The sequence below is a fragment of the Mycobacterium sp. E1715 genome (assembly GCF_001667625.1).
Lineage (GTDB): Bacteria > Actinomycetota > Actinomycetes > Mycobacteriales > Mycobacteriaceae > Mycobacterium.
In genome coordinates this window covers 1-18,719 of the sequence record NZ_LZJJ01000159.1, presented here as the reverse complement: position 1 = coordinate 18,719, position 18,719 = coordinate 1, and the positions used below count along the sequence as shown (strand labels likewise).

The 18,719-nt window shown below is 68.9% G+C and carries 17 protein-coding genes and 1 pseudogene; 12 read left to right on the top strand and 6 right to left on the bottom strand.

Going from position 1 to position 18,719, the window contains the following annotated elements:
• Window positions 1-101, bottom strand: a 101-nt coding sequence (locus tag A9X03_RS30150; RefSeq protein ID WP_231975372.1) for a universal stress protein, incomplete at its 3' end; no start/stop codon positions are given.
• A gap of 118 nt (window positions 102-219) precedes the next feature.
• Between A9X03_RS30150 and A9X03_RS08870 the strand changes: the two genes are divergently transcribed.
• From A9X03_RS08870 to A9X03_RS08850, 5 genes are all read left to right on the top strand, one after another.
• The gene (locus A9X03_RS08870; protein WP_068260641.1) at window positions 220-1,092 is read left to right on the top strand and encodes a universal stress protein; all 873 of its coding nucleotides are present in this window, start codon (window positions 220-222) and stop codon (window positions 1,090-1,092) included.
• Between the two features lie 15 nt (window positions 1,093-1,107).
• The gene (locus A9X03_RS08865; RefSeq protein ID WP_156746509.1) at window positions 1,108-2,568 is read left to right on the top strand and encodes a bifunctional aminoglycoside phosphotransferase/ATP-binding protein; all 1,461 of its coding nucleotides are present in this window, start codon (window positions 1,108-1,110) and stop codon (window positions 2,566-2,568) included.
• A 107-nt stretch (window positions 2,569-2,675) separates the two neighbouring features.
• Window positions 2,676-3,665, top strand: a complete 990-nt coding sequence (locus A9X03_RS08860) for an NAD(P)H nitroreductase (protein WP_068260637.1) — start codon at window positions 2,676-2,678, stop codon at window positions 3,663-3,665.
• A 50-nt stretch (window positions 3,666-3,715) separates the two neighbouring features.
• Entirely contained in the window at window positions 3,716-4,819 is a 1,104-nt protein-coding gene (locus tag A9X03_RS08855; protein WP_067761178.1) for a 3-oxoacyl-ACP synthase III family protein, read from the top strand.
• On the top strand, window positions 4,803-5,711 hold the full coding sequence (locus A9X03_RS08850; protein ID WP_068260634.1) for a 3-oxoacyl-ACP synthase: 909 nt from the start codon (window positions 4,803-4,805) through the stop codon (window positions 5,709-5,711). The genes A9X03_RS08855 and A9X03_RS08850 overlap by 17 nt, the downstream gene beginning before the upstream one ends.
• Window positions 5,712-5,727: 16 nt before the next feature.
• On the opposite strand, the gene ppsA is transcribed toward A9X03_RS08850, so the two are convergent.
• The gene (gene ppsA, locus A9X03_RS08845) at window positions 5,728-8,148 is read right to left on the bottom strand and encodes a phosphoenolpyruvate synthase (protein ID WP_068260632.1); all 2,421 of its coding nucleotides are present in this window, start codon (window positions 8,146-8,148) and stop codon (window positions 5,728-5,730) included.
• Window positions 8,149-8,173: 25 nt separating this feature from the next.
• Entirely contained in the window at window positions 8,174-8,326 is a 153-nt protein-coding gene (locus tag A9X03_RS29155) for a hypothetical protein (RefSeq protein ID WP_156670279.1), read from the bottom strand.
• Between the two features lie 108 nt (window positions 8,327-8,434).
• Between A9X03_RS29155 and A9X03_RS08840 the strand changes: the two genes are divergently transcribed.
• Window positions 8,435-9,811 carry a wax ester/triacylglycerol synthase family O-acyltransferase gene (locus A9X03_RS08840; RefSeq protein WP_067761119.1) on the top strand — a complete coding sequence of 459 codons (1,377 nt, stop codon included), beginning with the start codon at window positions 8,435-8,437 and terminating at the stop codon, window positions 9,809-9,811.
• Here A9X03_RS08840 and A9X03_RS08835 read toward each other — a convergent pair.
• Both A9X03_RS08835 and A9X03_RS08830 read right to left on the bottom strand, forming a co-directional pair.
• Window positions 9,806-10,486, bottom strand: a complete 681-nt coding sequence (locus A9X03_RS08835; protein WP_067761117.1) for a PAS and ANTAR domain-containing protein — start codon at window positions 10,484-10,486, stop codon at window positions 9,806-9,808. The two genes, A9X03_RS08840 and A9X03_RS08835, sit on opposite strands and share 6 nt — an antisense overlap.
• Before the next feature lie 88 nt (window positions 10,487-10,574).
• Window positions 10,575-11,024: an Hsp20/alpha crystallin family protein gene (locus A9X03_RS08830; protein WP_067761176.1), complete on the bottom strand. Its 450-nt coding sequence runs from the start codon at window positions 11,022-11,024 to the stop codon at window positions 10,575-10,577.
• Between the two features lie 145 nt (window positions 11,025-11,169).
• Here A9X03_RS08830 and A9X03_RS08825 point away from each other — a divergent pair, with 145 nt between their 5' ends.
• On the top strand, window positions 11,170-11,532 hold the full coding sequence (locus tag A9X03_RS08825) for a helix-turn-helix transcriptional regulator (RefSeq protein ID WP_067761115.1): 363 nt from the start codon (window positions 11,170-11,172) through the stop codon (window positions 11,530-11,532).
• Between the two features lie 73 nt (window positions 11,533-11,605).
• Window positions 11,606-12,139, top strand: coding sequence for a DUF1360 domain-containing protein (locus tag A9X03_RS08820; protein ID WP_067761114.1), 534 nt, complete (start codon window positions 11,606-11,608; stop codon window positions 12,137-12,139).
• Between the two features lie 5 nt (window positions 12,140-12,144).
• Here A9X03_RS08820 and A9X03_RS08815 read toward each other — a convergent pair whose 3' ends face one another.
• Window positions 12,145-13,455: an NAD(P)/FAD-dependent oxidoreductase gene (locus A9X03_RS08815; RefSeq protein ID WP_067781875.1), complete on the bottom strand. Its 1,311-nt coding sequence runs from the start codon at window positions 13,453-13,455 to the stop codon at window positions 12,145-12,147.
• A 312-nt stretch (window positions 13,456-13,767) separates the two neighbouring features.
• Between A9X03_RS08815 and A9X03_RS08810 the strand changes: the two genes are divergently transcribed.
• The 4 genes and pseudogenes from A9X03_RS08810 to A9X03_RS08795 all read left to right on the top strand — a co-directional run.
• Entirely contained in the window at window positions 13,768-14,475 is a 708-nt protein-coding gene (locus A9X03_RS08810) for a GAF and ANTAR domain-containing protein (protein WP_067761110.1), read from the top strand.
• A 60-nt stretch (window positions 14,476-14,535) separates the two neighbouring features.
• Complete coding sequence (locus A9X03_RS08805) at window positions 14,536-15,717, top strand: zinc-dependent alcohol dehydrogenase (RefSeq protein ID WP_067761108.1); 1,182 nt, start codon at window positions 14,536-14,538, stop codon at window positions 15,715-15,717.
• Window positions 15,718-15,786: 69 nt separating this feature from the next.
• Window positions 15,787-17,937 carry a glycogen debranching protein GlgX gene (gene glgX / locus A9X03_RS08800; protein ID WP_067761106.1) on the top strand — a complete coding sequence of 717 codons (2,151 nt, stop codon included), beginning with the start codon at window positions 15,787-15,789 and terminating at the stop codon, window positions 17,935-17,937.
• Between the two features lie 122 nt (window positions 17,938-18,059).
• A pseudogene (locus tag A9X03_RS08795) lies at window positions 18,060-18,719 on the top strand (GGDEF domain-containing protein); the annotation flags it as partial.

Here is an 18,719-nt window from a genome sequence, read left to right as displayed (position 1 = left end):
CGCATCGCCGCGTCACGGGCCGCCCAACAGACGGCGGCGTTCGAAGCCGGCGACCCATCGATTCCGACGACGATGCCGTGGCGGTTTGCCATTGCGGACATGATGTTCTCCCTCTCCTCCCCCAAAACGCTATGGCGCGACCGACCGTCGATCATGAGGCTTTAGTCACCAACCGCATGGCCATGAGGCCCCCTTGCGCCGACGGGCCTTGACGGCCGCGTGCGCTGTGGCATCGTCGTCGGAATCGATGGGTCGCCGGCTTCGAACGCCGCCGTCTGTTGGGCGGCCCGTGACGCGGCGATGCGACACGTCCCGCTGACCATCGTCCACATGGTGAACGCGATGGTGCCGATGTATCCGGCCCTTCCCCTGTCGACGGGCGTGGCCGTGTGGCAGGAGGAGCAAGGCCGAGAGGTGCTCGAGCAGGCGGTCAAGATCGCCGAGGACGCCGTCACCACCGACCGCAAGATCGACGTCCGAAGCGAGCTGCGTTGTGCGCCCCCGGTGCCCACGCTGGTCGAGATGTCCAAAGAGGCCGAGATGGTCGTCGTCGGAAGCAACGGACGCGGCGCGGTGGGCAGGCTGCTGCTGGGCTCGGTGAGCAGCAGCGTGGTCCGCGGCGCGCGCTGCCCGGTCGCCGTGATCCGCGACGAGGATCCGCTGATGGAGCACCCTCAGCAGGCGCCGGTGCTCGTGGGCATCGACGGCTCGCCCGCCTCGGAGGTTGCGGTGGCCGTCGCTTTCGACGAGGCGTCGCGTCGCGGAGTCGGGCTGACCGCCCTGCACGCGTGGAGTGACGTCGACGTCTTCGAACTGCCCGGGGTGGACTGGTCGGCGGTGAAGGGGGAAGCCGAGCGGAGCCTGGCCGAACAGCTGGCCGGCTGGCAGGAACGTTATCCCGACGTCACCGTGCACCGGGTCGTCGTATCCGACCGGCCTGCGCGGCAGCTCATCGAACAGTCGGAGTCCGCCCAACTCGTCGTCGTGGGCAGCCACGGCAGGGGCGGCCTGTCGGGCGTGTTGCTGGGCTCGGTCAGCAACGCCGTCGTCCATTCGGTCCGCATGCCCGCCATCGTCGCCCGACCGTCGTAGGGTCGCGCCGCCGCCGTGCCGTTTCTCGATGTGCACGAAACCCACACCGGCGTCGTCATTCTCGCCGGCGACCGCGCATACAAAGCCAAGAAGCCGGTGCTGACCGACTTTCTCGACTTCCGCGCGCCGCAGCAGCGCGAGCACGCCTGCCGCCGGGAGGTCGAGCTGAACGGCCGGCTCTCGCCCGACAGCTACCTCGGCGTCGCCCACCTCACCGACCCGCTCGGCGGGCCGGCCGAACCGGTCGTGGTCATGCGGCGCTACCGCGACGAGGACCGCCTCGCGCACCTGGTGGCCCACGACACCGCGGAGTCCGTGCACCGCGTGCTGGACGCGGTCGCGGCCGTGCTGGCCCGCTTCCACGAACGCGCCGAGCGCGGCGAGCGGATCGACGCCCAGGGCGGGGCCGGCGCGATCGAGGGGCGCTGGCGGGAGAACCTGTCTGAATTGGAACGCTATGCGAGCCAGTCGATTCCGGGGGTCGAGGCCGACGACGTCGACCTGCTGCGGCGCCTGGTGGCCCAGTTCGTCGCCGGGCGCTCGCGGCTGTTCGAGCGGCGCATCCGCGAGGGGCGCATCGTCGACGGGCACGGCGACCTGCTCGCCGACGACATCTTCTGGGTCGGTGGCAGCCCCGCGCTGCTGGACTGCCTGGAGTTCGACGACCGGCTGCGCCACGTCGACTGCATCGACGACGCCGCCTTCCTCGCGATGGACCTGGAGTTTCTGGGCCGCAGGGACTTCGGCGACCACTTCCTGAGGCGCTACGCCGAGCACGCGGGCCGGGCGGCGCCACGGGCGCTGGCCGACTTCTACATCGCCTACCGGGCCGGGGTGCGGGCCAAGGTGGACTGCGTCCGGGTTTCGCAGGGCAGCCCAGGCGCGTCCGGCGACGCCGCGCGCCACCTGGCCATCGCCACCCGGCACCTGCAGAGCGGCACCGTTCGGCTGGCGCTCGTCGGCGGCAACCCCGGCACCGGGAAGTCCACCGTGGCGCGCGGGCTGGCCGAATCGTTTGACGCTCAGCTTATTTCCACCGACGACGTGCGCCGGGAGCTGAGGGACTCGGGTGCCATCGCCGGTGAGCCCGGCGTGCTGAACGCCGGGCTCTACAGCCCCGACCAGGTGACGGTGGTCTACGAGACCGCGCTGAGCCGCGCGCGGCGGTTGCTGGGCGAGGGGCACTCGGTGATCCTCGACGGCACCTGGCGCGATCCGCGGACGCGCGAGCAGGCTCACCGGCTGGCCACCGAGACGCATTCGGCGCTCGTCGAATTCGTGTGCTCGGCGACGGCCGACGTGGCGGCCGACCGGATCAAGACCAGGCCCGCGGGCACTTCGGAGGTCACCCCGGAGATCGCCGCCGCCCTGGCCGCCGGGCATGCCGACTGGGTCGGCGCGCACCGGATCGACACCTCGCGGCGCCCCGACCTCGTCGCCCGCGAGGCGCACGACCTCTGGGCGCGCACGACATAACGCCCTCGGCAGGTGCCAACGTCCCGGCCGTCGGGGACCAACGGCCCTGCCCGCACCCGCGCACGGCGCATACAGTTTGCCTCACCGAAGTCGACGAAACGGTGGACATGGACGCGAAAGTGCCGACCGAGCAGGTCATCCGGGACGCGGTGACCCTCGCGTGCCGCGCTCCTTCGCTGCACAACAGCCAGCCCTGGCGGTGGGTGGCCGACGGCACGAGGCTGCACCTGTGGGCCGACCCGCAGCACGCGATGCACGCCACCGACCACACCGGCCGGGAGCTGATCCTGAGCTGCGGGGCCGCCCTCGACCACCTAAGGGTCGCCATGGCCGCCGCGGGCTGGGAAAGCGTCACCGAACGGTTCCCCACCGAGGGCAGGCCGGATCACCTCGCGAGCGTGGGCTTTCTGCCCGTGGAGAACGTGACGCCGCAGCGCCGCTTGCGGGCCGAAGCCATCCTTCGCCGCCGCACCGACCGGCTGCCCCTGGGCGCACCGGCCGCGTGGCCCACGCTGCATGCGGCCCTGATCCGCGCGGTGACACCATACGACGTTTCACTGGACGTGGTCGACGACGACGAGCGGCCGAGGCTGGCCGAGGCGTCGCGGCTCACCGGGGAGCTGCGCCGAAGCGACACCTCCTATCTGACCGAATTACGTTGGTGGACATCACCCTTCGAAGCGAACGCCGAACACGTGCCCGAAAGCGCTCTGCTGTCCAGTTCCGAGGCCGCGCGCGTCGACATCGCCCGCGCGTTCCCGCCGGCGGGTGGGGGCCGCCGCCGCGCCTCCATCGAGGCGGACCACTCCAAGATCGTGGTCCTGTCCACCCGTCACGACGATGCGCCGACCGAGGTGCTGCGCTGCGGTGAGGCGCTGTCGGCGGTGCTGCTCGAATGCACTGTGGCCGGCATGGCCACCTGCACGTTGACCCACATGACGGAGATGTCGCAGAGCCGCGACATCATCAGGCAGATCACCGGCGGTTCGGGCCAGCCGCAGCTGCTGATCCGGGTCGGCCGGTCACCGGCCGGGGACCCACACGCGAAACCCACCGCCCGGCGTCCGGTGACCGAGGTCCTCGAGATGCGTGGGTGACCGGACATGCCCAGGACCACCGCAAGGACGAAGCCAAGGAGGTGCCATCGATGACTCGGCACTGGCTGGTGATGGAAACGAACGGGGAGGGCGGTGAGGCTCCCTTCGTCGCGCGAGTCGCGGGCGCGGGCCGGCATCTGCCCGGGACCCACCTGACGACCGACGAGCTGATGGCGTCCACCCGCCACCGCACCCACATCGACCTGGAACGGCTGACCGGGATCCGCGAACGCCGGGTGTCGGTGGGCGATGAGGATTCCTACACCCTGGCCAGTTCGGCGGCGCTGAACTGCCTGGCCACCGCGCAGCAGGATCCGGCGGCGCTGGACGTGGTGATCAGCTGCAGCATCACCAAGTTCCGCGACGGGCTGACCCAGTGGCTCGAGCCGACCATGAGCAGCGCCGTGGCGCGCGGGATCGGGGCGGTGAACGCGATGACGTTCGACGTGTCCAACGCGTGCGCCGGAATGCTCACGGGCGTAACGATCTTGAACAACTGGATTCGCCAGGGCGTCGTCGAGCGCGGGCTCGTCGTCAGCGGTGAGTACATCTCGCAGCTCTCCAACAATGCCGCCCGGCACATCCGCAACATCATGAGCAAGGAGCTGGCCTGCCTGACCCTGGGCGATGCCGGCGCGGCGCTGCTGCTGGAGCGGGCGCCGGCCGGTTCGGCCGGCATCGCGCTGGCGGGCTTCACCACCGTGGCCGACTACAGCCGGCTCTGCCTGGCGTATCCGCAGGGCGACGACCCGGGCGCGCGCATGTTCACCAACTCCCGCGCCATCCAGAAGGCCGCGATAGCCAACACTCCGCTGCTGCTGAGCGAAGTGCTTGACACCGTTGGCCTTTCGATCCACGACATCGATCACGTCATCACCCACCAGACGTCCGCGCGCGCGATCCGCAAGGGAATGGCCCGGATGTCGGAAGTGTTCGGCGACAGCCCGCGCCACGACGCGGTGATCACCGTCGACCGCTACGGTAACACCGCCTCGACGACCCACACGGTGGCGCTCGTCGAGGAACTCGAGGCCGGGCGAATCAAGCCGGGAGAGCGAATCGCGTTGCTGGCGTTGGCCTCCGGGCTTGAAATCGGTGTGGTCTTGTTGACCCTGGACGAGGATGTGGTGAGCCGCTATGGGCACGGTGATTGATCGGATCGACGTCTCGCACCCGCGGCTGCGCGGGCGCCACAGCGCGTTGCACCTGGCCGTCGTCGCCGCCAAGGACTGCCTGAAGCGGGCCGGATGCGAGGCGAAAGACCTCGACCTCGTCATCAACGCAGGCATTTACCGCGACCGCAACCTCGGTGAGCCGGCGCTCGCCGCGCTGATCCAGGACGACATCGGCGCCAACCCGGAGGATCCGCACGCAGGCGCCCACGGCACGTTCTCCTTCGACATCGCCAACGGCACATGCGGGCTCCTGACTGCGCTGCAGATCGTCGACGGCTTCATGCGCAGCCGCGCCATCCGGCGCGCGCTGGTGGTCGCCAGCGACGCCGACCCCGGCCACGGGATGAGCGAGCACTTCGGATTCTCGGGCGCCGGCGCAGCGATGCTGTGTGGTTGGTCCGACGGCGACTACGGCCTCAGCCGGGTGTCCTGGGTGAACGACCAGAGCGAAAATGGTGACGAAACCTTCAGCGCTACAGTTGGTTTCGCCGACTCGCGCAACGTCCTGCGGTTTTCCGAGTCGGCGGCGATGGACGAGCGGTTCGCCGCGGCGGCCGGTCGGGCGGTGTCGGCGTGCCTTGCCGAGCAATCGGTGCGCCTGTCCGACGTCGACGCGATCGTCGCCGCCCCCGCCCGGTCCGGATACCGCGCCGCGCTGGGCGCCCGGCTGGGCGTGCCGGTCGAGGAGATCAGCGTCGCCGACGACGAACGCATGCACACCGCCGCCCTGGCCGCCGCGTTCGGAGCGCGGGCCGAGCGGTTGCCGTCGGGAGCGCGGGTCCTGTTCGTCGCGGCCGGGGCCGACGTCGTCGCCGGCGCCGCCCTCTATCGCCAGCCACCGCGGGACGCCTCAAGCGCCACGCTGGCGTGACACTCGAGCTCCAGCGTCACGCTGGCGTGACGCTCGGCCGTTGCACCGCGCGCTCGAGGTCCAGGATCTGCCGGGTGGTCTTGACCACCACGTCGGGGTTCAGGCTGATCGAGTCGATGCCGCAGCGAACCAGGAACTCGGCCATGTCGGGGTAGTCCGACGGCGCCTGACCGCACAACCCGGAGTGAATCCCGTTGCGGCGGCAGCCCTCCACGGCCAGACGGATCATCTCTTTGACTCCCGCGTCGCGTTCGTCGTAGTCGAAGGCCACGATCTCGCTGTCCCGGTCGACCCCGAGGGTCAGCTGGGTGAGGTCGTTGGATCCGATGGAGAACCCGTCGAAGCGCTTGGCGAACTCGTCGATGAGGATGACGTTGTTGGGGATCTCGCACATCGCGTACACCTTGAGCCCGTTCTCCCCGCGGCGCAGACCGTGTTTGGCCATCTCGGCCAGGACCAGGTCCGCCTCGGCCACCCGGCGCACGAACGGCACCATCAGCACGACGTTGGTCAGCCCCATCTGTTCGCGCACCCGCTTCATCGCCCGGCACTCCAGCGCGAATCCCTCGGCATAGGCCGGGTGCGCGTAGCGCGAGGCGCCGCGGAAGCCGATCATCGGGTTGCTCTCGGCCGCTTCGAAGCCGCTGCCGCCGACCAGGCTGGCGTACTCGTTGGTCTTGAAGTCCGACATCCGCACGACGACGGGCTTGGGCCAGAAGGCGGCGGCGATGGTGCCGATCCCTTCCGACAGGCGCTCGACGAAGAATTCGGCGCCGTCGGAATAGGCGTACGTCAGCGTGTCGATGGTCCGCCGGGCCTCGGGGTCGTCCACCCGGTCGGGGTGGAGCAGGGCCAGCGGGTGCACCCGGATGTACTCGTTGATGATGAACTCCATCCGGGCCAGTCCCACGCCGTGGTTCGGCAGGAACGACGTCTTGAACGCCAGGTCCGGGTTGCCGAGGTTGAGCATGATCTCGGTCTGCGGGCGCTCCTGGTCGGACACCTCGGTGTGGTCGACGCGAAAGCCCAACTCGCCGCGGTAGACCCGCCCCGTGTCGCCCTCCACGCACGACACCGTGACGAGCTCGCCGTCGGGCACGGTCGTGGTGGCGTTCCCCGCGCCGACGACGGCGGGAATGCCGAGCTCGCGGGCGATGATCGCCGCGTGGCAGGTGCGCCCGCCGCGGTTGGTGACGATGGCCGCCGCGATCTTCATGATCGGTTCCCAGTCGGGCGTGGTGATGTCGGCGACCAGCACGTCGCCGGGCTGGAACTCCGACAGCTTCCCTAGGTTGTCCATCCGCCTGGCGATGCCCGTGGCGACCTTCTCGCCGACCGAGCGGCCCTCGGCGAGCACCTCCTTGCGTTCGGCGCCCTTGCCCTCGAGCACGTAGCTTTCGATCATCGTCTGGCTGCGCTGGGAGGCCGCGGTTTCGGGGCGCGCCTGGACGATGTAGATCCGCCCGTCGAGACCGTCCTTGGCCCATTCGATGTCCATCGGCCGCCCGTAGTGGCCCTCGATGGCGCAGGCGTAGCCGGCCAGCTCCAGGACGTCGTCGTCGGTGACGCAGAACCGGGCCCGGTCTGCCTTCGGCGTGGGGATGTTGCGGGTGGTGTTCTTCGTCTCGCCCTCGACGAAGATCATCTTGACCGCCTTGTCCCCGATCAGCCGGCGCAGCACCGCCCGGTGGCCGGCCTGATACGTCGGCTTGTGCACGTAGAACTCGTCGGGGTCGACGGCGCCCTGGACCACGTTCTCGCCGAGCCCGTAGGCGCCGGTGATGAATACGACGTCGTGGAAGCCGGATTCGGTGTCCAGGGTGAACATCACCCCGGACGAGGCGAGGTCGGAGCGCACCATCTTCATGACGCCGATCGACAGCGCCACCTTGAAGTGGTCGAAGTCCTGGTCGATCCGGTAGTGGATGGCCCGGTCGGTGAACAGGCTCGCGAAACACCGGCGGCAGGCGTCCAGCAGGCTCTCGGTGCCCTTGATGTTGAGGAAGGTCTCCTGCTGGCCGGCGAAGCTGGCGGTCGGCAGGTCTTCGGCGGTCGCCGAGCTGCGCACGGCCAGGCTGACGTCTTCGCCGTATTCCTCCTGCAGCTGCCGGTAGGCGGCGGTGATCTCGGCGGCGAGTTCCGGGGGAAGCCCTGCGCCGTAGACGATTTCGCGGGCCCGCTTGCCCTTGCGGGCCAGCGCGGTGACGTCGTCGGGGTCGAGGTCGTCGAGCGCGGCGTGCAGCGCGTCCCAGGCGCCGGCGCTGTCCAGCATGTGCCGGTAGGCCTCGGCGGTGATCGCGAACCCATGCGGGACCCGCACGCCCTGTCCGGTCAGCTTCTGGAACATCTCGCCGAGCGAGGCGTTCTTCCCGCCGACGAGCGAGACGTCGGAGATGCCGATCTCTTCGAAGAAGCGGACGTAGGTGAAATCGCTCATGGTGTTCTTCCTTCGGTGGGTTGCATCAGTGCGCTTCGTCGATGCGGCAGGCGTGGACCGGGCGGCGGTCGCGGGCCGAGCCCATGCGCGGCCGCGCGTGCAGAAGGGCGGGCGGCGCGGTCAGGCCGGGGCGGGCGGCGAAAGCATCTGCCTCGCTGCTCAATTGATCTCCCGTCACCCGCCTCACGATATGCCCGGGGGCACGAGGCCACAGCCGCCGTTTGGCCTCAGTACTTGGGGACTTACGGCCCTGCCAGCAGCGCATTGCGGCGCGGAAAGTAGCACCATGGAGCAATTGACCGCCCTGGATGCCGGTTTCCTGGAGGTCGAGGATTCCGATCCGCACGTGAGCCTCGCGGTCGGCGGGGTGTCGATCGTGGAGGGGCCGGCCCCGACGTACGAGGAGTTCTTCGCGTCGTTCGCCGAACGGGTCGCGACGATCCCGCGGTGCCGGCAGGTGCTGCGGACCCATCCGCTCGACCTGCGCCCGCCGAACTGGGTGGATGACCCGCACTTCGACCTCGCGCGCCATCTGCACCGCATCGCGCTGCCACATCCCGGTGGTGACGCGGAGCTGTTCGAATTGATCGCGTCGCTGATGGAGCGCCGGCTCGATCGCGAGCGCCCGCTGTGGGAGTGCTGGATCATCGAGGGGCTCAGCCGAAATCGATGGGCGGTGCTGACCAAGATTCACCACTGCATCGCCGACGGCATCGCCACCACGCAGCTGCTGTCGAAGTTCAGCGACGACGGCGACGGCGACACGTTCGCCGCCGACGTCGGCGCTGCCAGGTTGTCGGCCCGGTCGGGGCCCGCCAAGGTGAACCTCAACCCGTTGAGCTGGGCGAGCGGTATCGGCCGCAGCGCGTTCGCTGCGGTGACCGCGGCGGAACACGCGGCGATCGGCGCGGCCGAGCTCGCGGCGGGGCTGCTGCATCCCGCCCCCGATTCGTCGCTGCACGGGCCGGTGACCACGATGCGGCGGTACAGCGCGGCCCGCGCCCGGTTGACCGACATGCACAAGGTGGCCCGGGCCTTCGGGGTCACGCTGAATGACGTTGCGCTGGCGGCGATCACCAACAGTTACCGCGGTGTCTTGCTGGCGCGCGGGGAGCGCCCGGGCCGCGACTCGCTGCGCACCCTCGTGCCGGTTTCGGTCCGCGCCGTGGACCACTTCAACGTCGCGGGCAACCGGGTGTCGGCAATGCTGCCGTTGTTGCCGGTCGACGAGGAGGACCCGGTGCGGCAGCTCAAGCTGGTGCACGATCGACTCAGCCACGCCAAAGCCAGCGGGCAGAGCGAGGGTGGCAGCGCAATGGTGGTGGCGGCCAAGCGCACCCCATTCGCGCTGTCCGCGTGGGCCATTCGCCTGCTCTCGCGGATACCCCAGCGGGCGGTGGTGGCGTTGGCGACCAACGTGCCCGGTCCACGGAGCCGGCAGCGGCTGATGGGCCGCCGGGTGCTGGAGTTGTTGCCGATCCCGCCGATCGCCCTACAGGTGCGCACCGGCGTCGCGATGCTCAGCTACGCCGACACGTTCGTTTTCGGCATCACCGCCGATTACGACACCGCACCCGACATCGATGCGCTCGCCGCCGGCATCGAGGAGGGCATGGCGCAACTGTTGGCGGCCGCCCGCAAGAGGCGCCGCAAGTCGTCATGACCGGCTGCGTTGGGCGGCGCGCTCGTGCGCGGTCAACAACAGATGGTCGAATTCCGATCGGGCGTCGAGGCGCCCTCCGGCGCCGCGGAAGTCCTCGGCGATCTGCTCGGCAAGCGGCCGCAGCTTGATATTGGCCTCCTGCGAAAGCCATTTGAGCAACTCGAAGGCCGCGTTGGCGTCGATGCCGTAGACCAGCATCAGCATGCCCTTGGCCTGTTCGATGCCGGCCCGGTTCTCGTTGATCTCGGCCAGCCTGGCGCTGACCAGCTCCTCATCCGGCCGTCCGGTCGCCGGGGAGACGTCGATGTAGAACCCGTGCGTGCCGGCCACATCCCCGTCGTCGTCGAAGAACCGGTCACCCACGACGACGACGTGGCGCACGTTGCCGCCGGTGTCGACGATCCGGTGGCGGGTGCTGAACGCCTGGCGGGTGTTCACGATCTGGTCGATGGTGGCCGCGACCTGGCCGCGATCGTCCGGGTGCTTGTGCGAGAGCACCAGTTCGGTGGTGGGCGTGACGGTGCCCGGCTCGTAGCCGTGTATCCGCTGCACCTGCTCCGACCACTCCCAGCGCTGATCGGTGAAATAGAAGCGGAACCAGCCGGCCGGTTGCGCGGAGCCACCGGCCAACGCCCGTTCGACGTCAACCGTTTGACCGTCGAGTTCCCACTTCATCTCGCACCCGGCTTTCCTGCCGTTGGGCCGGCGATGGGCGGCGGCCCGTGTCTGCTACCCGGAATCGAGCCGCCGCCCAGCCGGGCGATCAGGCGTTGATGACCTCGCGGTGCGAGGCGTTCTCGTCGATGGCCGTCTGCGTGTCGCCCCGGCCGACGGTGATCTTGCGCGGCTTGGCACGTTCGGCCACCGGAATACGCAGGCGCAGAACGCCTTCCCGGTAGGACGCCTCGATCTTGTCGGTGTCGAGGTTGTCGCCGAGAACCAGCTGCCGGCTGAACACGCCCCGGGGGCGCTCGGTGGCGAGCATCTCCCGGTTGGGGTCCAGGGCAGGCCGCTCGGCCCGCACGGTCACGACGTTGCGCTCGATGTCGATGTCGAGCGAGTCGGCGTTGATGCCGGGCAGGTCGAACTCGACGACGAACTCCTCGCCCTGGCGCCAGGCGTCCATCGGCATCACCGCAGGCCGGGCGGCGGTGCCGAACACTTGGTGGGCGAAGCGGTCGAGGTCACGGAACGGATCGGTACGCATCAGCATGGTGGTCACCTCTCACTCCAATCTAGGCTGTGGTCTGGCAATTACCTATGTCCAATGACATAGATTTGATATAGCACTATCGACACAATGGCGCAAGTGTGATAGATAGATTTTCTGAGCCCGTGAGTTCTGGGGGAGACGCGTGATGACCGACCAACGCAGCGATTTCGGCGCCCCGGCGCCCGATCACGGCGTATACGGCATCTCGGTGGCCGCCGAACTTTCCGGCATCGCGGTGCAGTCGTTGCGCCTGTACGAGCGGTACGGGCTGGTCACGCCGGCGCGAAGCGATGGAGGGACGCGGCGTTACAGCGCCGACGACCTGACCAGGCTCAAGCGCATCAGCGAGCTGGTCGACGCCGGCGTCAACCTGGCCGGCATCGCGCGGATCCTGGAGCTCGAGGACCACAACGCGACGCTCTCGGCGGCCAATACCGACCTGCAGTCCACCAACCGGACGCTGCGCAAGGCCGCGAAAAACGGGGGGTCCGCGCGCCAGGACGCGTGAGGCGCCCGCCGTCCGCCGATTGCGTTCACCGACATCGGGTACCCAGCCAGCTGTCCCTAGTGAAGGAGCGGCAATGGCAGAGGTGGCGGAGGCCAAGGCCCAGGTGGTCGACGAAGCGCGGCGCGAAGCGGACGAGTACCGGGGCGACGAGCCGCGGCCGCTGGGCGGCTACCTCGTGGTGCTGGCGATCTACGGCGCCGTGGTGGGGGTCGCGACCGTGGCCGCGCTGCTCACCGGGCGCACGTTGCCGACGCGCTGGCGCATCCAGGACCTGGTCACGGTGACCCTCGGCACCCACAAGCTCTCGCGCACCCTGACCAAGGACGCGGTGACGAGCCCGTTGCGGGCGCCCTTCACCCGCTTCGCCGGCAGCGGCGGCCCGGCGGAGGTCATGGAGGAGGTTCGGGACGAAAGCCCGCTTCGGCACAGCCTGGGGGAGTTGCTGACCTGCCCGTTCTGCCTGGACATGTGGGTGGCGACCGGCTTCGCGATCGGCCTGGTGTTCGCGCCGCGGTTCACCCGCCTGGTGGCGGGCGTCTTCACCGTGTTGACCGGCGCCGACTTCTTGCAGCTCGCCTACGCCAGGGCGCAGCAGGCGGCCGGCTGAGGGGTTCAGCCGGTCTTCGGCATGGGGATGCCCTCGCTGGCCGCGAATTGCGCGTCCTCCTCGGACGCCAGCCCGATGGACACCACCGACCGGTCGAACAGCAGGTCCGTCAGGTAGGCCAGCGACACCGCCCATCGGTTGACCCCCCGCGGAATCGCGTACAGGTGATAGGACCGGGTGACGAATTTCGCGGGCAGCCCGGACAGGTGGATGTTCAGCGGGTTGGCCACCGCCTGCCACGGTCCCAGGTCGACCACCAGGCCCAGATTGCGGTGCTTGTACTCCTTGGGGCTGCCGTACCCGAGGCTGGCCGCCACGTTGCGGGCCAGCACCTTGCCCTGCCGGGTCGCGTGCTGGGCGGTCGGCGGCGTGATCTTGCCGGGCTGGGTCAGGTCGGGAACCGCGGCGGCGTCACCGGCCGCAAACACGTCCGGCTGCTCCGGGACGCGCAGATCCGCACCGACTTTGAGCCGGCCCCGCTCGGTCGGCAAGCCCAGCTCCTGGATCAGCGGTGCACCGGTGACACCGGTCACCCACGCGATCGTGCGGGTCTCGATGCGCGAATCATCGCTGAGCACAACGTGATCGGCGTGCGCCTCCTTGAGCGTCACGCCGAGCCGGACGTCGATGCCGCGCCGGCGAAGTACCTTCTGCGCGGCGTCACCCAGTTTCTTGCCCACTTCCGGCATCACCTGCTCCGCCAGGTCGAGGAGCAAGAACTTGACGTCGGCGGGATCGAACCGCATCTGCTTGGCCGCCGCGTCGGCCAGCGCCCGCAGCTGCGCCACCAGCTCGGTGCCCGAATAGGAGGCGCCGACCACGACGACCGTGCGCCGGGCCGCCGCCACCCGCGGGTCGTCCTCGATGTTGGCCAGCTCGAGCTGCTCCACGAAATGGTCTCGCAGGTAAAGGGCCTCGGCGGTGGTCTTCAACCCGCGCGCGCAGGTTGCCAGCCCCGGCACGTCGAACAACCGCGTCACCGAACCCGGCGTGAGCACCAGCCGGTCCCAGGACATGGTGTGGTTGCGTTCCTCGGGATCGCACCACGTCAGCGTCCGCCGATCGAAGTCCACGCCGTCCACGCGCCCGCGTACCGCGTGCACACCCTTGAGGCTGTTGGCCAGCGGGACCGCGACGAAGCGGGCGTCCACGACCCCGCCGGCGACGTCCGGCAGCAACGGTGTGTAGAGCATGTAATCCACCGGGGAGATGATCGTGATGTCCACCTGCTCGCGCCGTCGCCGCAGAATGCGTGCCAGACGGTGCGCGCAGGTGAATCCGGTGAAGCCGCTGCCAACGATCACGATTGAGGTCACCAAGCCGAGTGTAGGACGGCGTCCCGCGAAGATCCGGGGCGTCGCCGCGCGAACGTCGACGACCGCGACGAAAACTGTTCAATGCCAACGTGTTACGTGCAGGCAAACCTGGTGAAGGTTATTCGCACGGTGGTCGCCGAGCGCCGCCGCTTGGTTGCGCTTCGTATTCTGGCACCTAGACTTCGTTTTGTGGGTTGACGCACCGAATTTCCATTCGCACGCTTGAATGAGCGAGGCGTGGCCCTCGGCACTCGGCCTGCGCGGATTCGTTGCCGGGGGCCGCCAAAGGGCAGGCCATCGAAAGGGGGTGCTGTGCAAGACGGCAGTGCGGCGGTGGTCACCCAGCTGGCCGAACTGGTGTCCAGCCTCGAGCGCCGGGAAAGCAATACCACCGCGGGCCTGAATCAACTCATCGACAACGGCGTCCTGCACGTGGCGGGTTGCCAGTACGCCGGCATCACGCTGGCCGAGCGGAGCAAGTCCGTCATCAACGTGGCCGCGACGCATCGTTACCCGATCCTGCTGGACGCCATCCAGAACCGCTACGGCGAGGGACCGTGCCTGGATGCCGCCTGGCGGCACCACCTGATGCACGTCGAAGACCTCGCCGAGGACCAACGATGGCCGCGGTATCGGCGGTACGCGATCGAGCAGACGCCGATCCGGTCCATCCTGTCCTACGAATTGTTCGTGGGCCACGGCACGATGGCCGCGCTGAACTTCTACTCCGACTCCCCGTACGCGTTTCACGACGACTCCGTGGAGTTGGGCGCCGTCTTTGCCACACACGTCGCGCTGGCGTGGTCGATGTTGCGCCGGCAAGACCAATTTCGCAGTGCCCTGGCGTCGCGGGACATGATCGGTCAGGCCAAGGGAATCATCATGGAGCGGTTCAATCTGGACGCCGTCGAGGCTTTCGAGCTGCTCACCCGGCTGTCGCAGAAATCCAACACCCGGCTCACCGACATCGCGAAGTCGCTGATCGACAACGAGCATCCCCTCAAGCGTCCGCACCGCTGACGCGCTGCGACGAGGGGCCGCGGCGTTTCGGCCCGCGCCGAGCGGGTATGTGCCACGCGCATGAAGGCTGTTACGTGGCACGGGAAGCGCGATGTGCGGGTGGAGTCGGTTCCAGACCCGAAGATCGAGAAGCCCTCCGACGCCATCATCGAAGTCACCTCGACCAACATCTGCGGGTCGGACCTGCACCTGTACGAGATTCTCGGGGCGTTCATGAAACCCGGGGACATCCTCGGTCACGAACCCATGGGTATCGTGCGCGAGGTCGGTGGCGAAACCGGTGACCTGCGGGTCGGCGACCGGGTGGTCATCCCGTTCCAAATCTCCTGCGGCAGTTGCTACATGTGCGACCAGCAGCTCTACACCCAGTGCGAGACCACCCAGGTGCGCGAGCAGGGCATGGGAGCTGCGCTATTCGGCTACTCGGAGCTCTACGGCGAGGTCCCCGGCGGGCAAGCCGAACTGCTGCGCGTCCCGCAAGCGCAGTTCACCCACATCAAAGTCCCTGTGGGCCCGCCGGATTCGCGATTCGTCTACCTGTCCGACGTGCTGCCCACCGCCTGGCAGGCGGTGGCCTACGCCGACATCCCCGACGGCGGGACGGTCACCGTGCTCGGCCTGGGCCCCATCGGTGACATGGCCGCGCGCATCGCCGACCACCTCGGCTATCGGGTGATCGCGGTCGACCTGGTGGCCGAGCGCCTGGGCCGCGCCGCGCAGCGGGGCATCCACACCATCGACCTGGGGCGACTCGACTGCTCGCTGGGGGACGCGATCCGGGACCTGACCGACGGGCGGGGTTCCGACTCCGTCATCGACGCGGTCGGCATGGAAGCGCACGGATCCCCGGCGGCCAAGTTCGCCCAGCAGGCCACCGGCATGCTGCCGGACTTCATCGGCAAGCGGCTGATGCAGACCGCCGGCGTGGACCGGCTAAGCGCGCTCTACTCCGCCATCGACATCGTCCGCCGCGGTGGGACGATATCGCTGATCGGTGTGTACGGCGGGATGGCCGACCCCCTGCCGATGCTGACGCTGTTCGACAAGCAGGTGACCCTGCGGATGGGCCAGGCCAACGTCAAGCGGTGGGTGGACGACATCATGCCGCTGCTGACCGACGACGACCCGCTGGGCGTCGACACGTTCGCCTCCCACGTGCTGCCCCTGGACCAGGCCCCGCACGCCTACGAGATCTTCCAGAAGAAGCAGGACGGGGCGGTGAAGGTCATGTTACGGCCCTGAAAATCGTTTTGCTGCAAGGCCTTCCGAACCACCGTTTGGGGGAGGCCCCGGTAGGGTATTGATTGCGCCATGACATCCGCAGAAGCCATCGCCCCCACGCCCACCGGAGAGGTGTGGCCGGGCCGCGCCTACCCCCTGGGCGCCACCTACGACGGGGCGGGCACCAATTTCGCCGTCTTCAGCGAAGTCGCGGAGCGGGTGGAGCTGTGCCTGTTCGACGCCGAGGGCACCGAGAGCCGGGTCCCGCTGCCCGAGATCGACGGCTACATCTGGCACGCCTACATCCCCAACATCGAACCCGGCCAGCGCTACGGCTACCGCGTGCACGGCCCGTACGACCCGCCGAACGGCTTGCGGTGCAACCCGAACAAGCTGCTGGTGGACCCGTATTCGAAGGCCATCGACGGATCGTTCGAGTGGAACCAGGCCCTGTTCAGCTACAACTTCGGCGACCCGGACAGCCGCAACGACGACGACTCCGCCGCGTTCATGCCCAAGTCGGTGGTGATCAACCCCTACTTCGACTGGGGCAACGACCGGCCGCCGGACCACCAGTACGCCGACACGGTCATCTACGAGGCGCACGTCAAGGGGCTGACGCAGACCCACCCCGACCTGCCCGAGCAGTTGCGCGGAACCTACGCGGGCGTGGCGCACCCCGTGATCATCGAGCACCTCAAGAGCCTGGGCGTCACCGCGATCGAGCTGATGCCCGTGCACCACTTTGCCAACGACTCCACCCTGGTGGACAAGGGCCTGTCGAATTACTGGGGTTACAACACGATCGGGTTCTTCGCGCCGGACTTCAAGTACTCCAGCTCGACCTCGCCCGGCGGCCAGGTGCAGGAATTCAAGGCCATGGTGCGGGCGCTGCACGAGGCCGGCATCGAGGTGATCCTCGACGTCGTCTACAACCACACGGCCGAGGGCAACCACATGGGCCCGACGCTGTCGATGCGCGGCATCGACAACGCCGCCTACTACCGGCTCGTCGACGACGACAAGCGGTACTACATGGACTACACGGGGACCGGCAACAGCCTCAACGTCGGTCACCCGCACGCCCTGCAGCTGATCATGGACTCGTTGCGGTACTGGGTGACCGAGATGCACGTCGACGGCTTCCGCTTCGACCTCGCGTCGACGCTGGCCCGCGAGTTCTACGACGTCGACCGGCTGGCCACGTTCTTCGAACTGGTGCAACAGGATCCGACGGTCAGCCAGGTCAAGCTGATCGCCGAGCCGTGGGACGTCGGGCCGGGTGGCTACCAGGTGGGCAACTTCCCCCCGCAGTGGACGGAATGGAACGGCAAGTACCGCGACACCGTCCGGGACTTCTGGCGCGGTGAGCCGTCGACCCTCGACGAGTTCGCCTATCGGCTGTCCGGATCGGCCGACCTCTACGAGCACACCGCGCGCCGCCCGGTCGCGTCGATCAACTTCGTCATCGCCCACGACGGGTTCACGCTGCGAGACCTGGTGTCCTACAACGAGAAACACAACGAGGCCAACGGCGAGGGCAACAACGACGGCGAAAGCCACAACCGGTCGTGGAACTGTGGCGCGGAGGGGCCCACCGACGACCCGGGTGTCAACGCGCTGCGCGCCCGCCAGCAGCGCAACTTCCTCACCACGCTGCTCCTGTCGCAGGGCGTGCCGATGATCTGCCACGGCGACGAGCTGGGCCGCACGCAGAACGGAAACAACAACGGGTACTGCCAGGACAACGAGATCACCTGGATCGACTGGTCGAAGGCCGACAACGGCCTGCTGGAGTTCACCCGCGTCGTGTCGGCGCTGCGCGCCAACCATCCGGTCTTCCGCCGGCGCCGGTTCTTCTCCGGCAAGCCGTTGGGCCGCCGCGGCCAGGACGGGCTGCCGGACATCGCCTGGTTCACCCCCGAGGGCACCGAGATGACCGAGGAGGACTGGGGCGCGGGGTTCGCGAAGTCCGTCGCGGTGTTCCTCAACGGGCACGGCATCCCCGACCGCGATGCGCGGGGGCAGCGGGTGCTCGACGACTCCTTTCTGCTCTGCTTCAACGCCCACTACGAGCCGATCGAATTCACGTTGCCGCCAAAGGAATTCGGCGCCGCCTGGCAGCTCGTGGTGTTCACCGGCCCCGACGAGGAGACGCCCGCGGAGGAGGTGCCCGGCGGGGGCACGCTCACCGTGGACGCGCACACGGCCGTGGTGCTGCAGGCCCCGGACGGGGGCTGATCCCGCCCGGGTGGCCGGGGGACCTTTCGCCCATGGATTGATTACCTTGTGCCCTCGGGCATCGGCCGTCGATCCGCGCACACTGTCGGGTGCGCGCCGTTGGGGGAAGGAAGGGGCAGCCGATGGACGGGCGGAGCCCCGAGGCGTGCCTGAACGACGTGGCCTGGTGCCGGCGGATCGCCCTGCTGATGGTGTTCGCCCTCGCCACGATGACGTGGGTGGGCTGGGCGACGGGTGTTGACCGGCTGACCCGCATCCACCCGACCTGGCCGGAGATGATGCCATGGACGGGCGCGTGGCTGGCGGGGCTGGGTGCGGCGATTCTGCTCCAGTCGGGTAGCCCCTCGCGGGGGTGCGCGTGGGCCGGGCGAGGACTGGCGCTGGTCGTGGGCGCCCTCGCCGTGATCGTGCTCGCGGAGTACGCCACCGGCAGGCCGTCGTCCGGATTCGACCAGGTGTGGTTCGGTGACGCGGTCCGTGCGTCACGATGGAGCTGGCCGGGGCGGCCGAGCCCGCAGACAGGCGTGTCGGCGCTGTTCCTGGCGGCGGCCACCGGCCTGATCCGAGTGGATCGCGGGACCCGCGTGGTCCGGCCCGCGTGCACCGCCGCCGGCGGGGCCATCCCGTTCGTCACGGTCGGTGCCTACCTCTTCGACGCGCTGGCGCTGGTGGGCACCTCGCCTTCGACCGGCCAGGCACTGATGACGGCGTCGGCGCTGTTGCTGGTCGCCGCGGCGACGGCGCTGGCGCGCCCCGACCGGTTCCCGGTCGCCTGGCTGCTC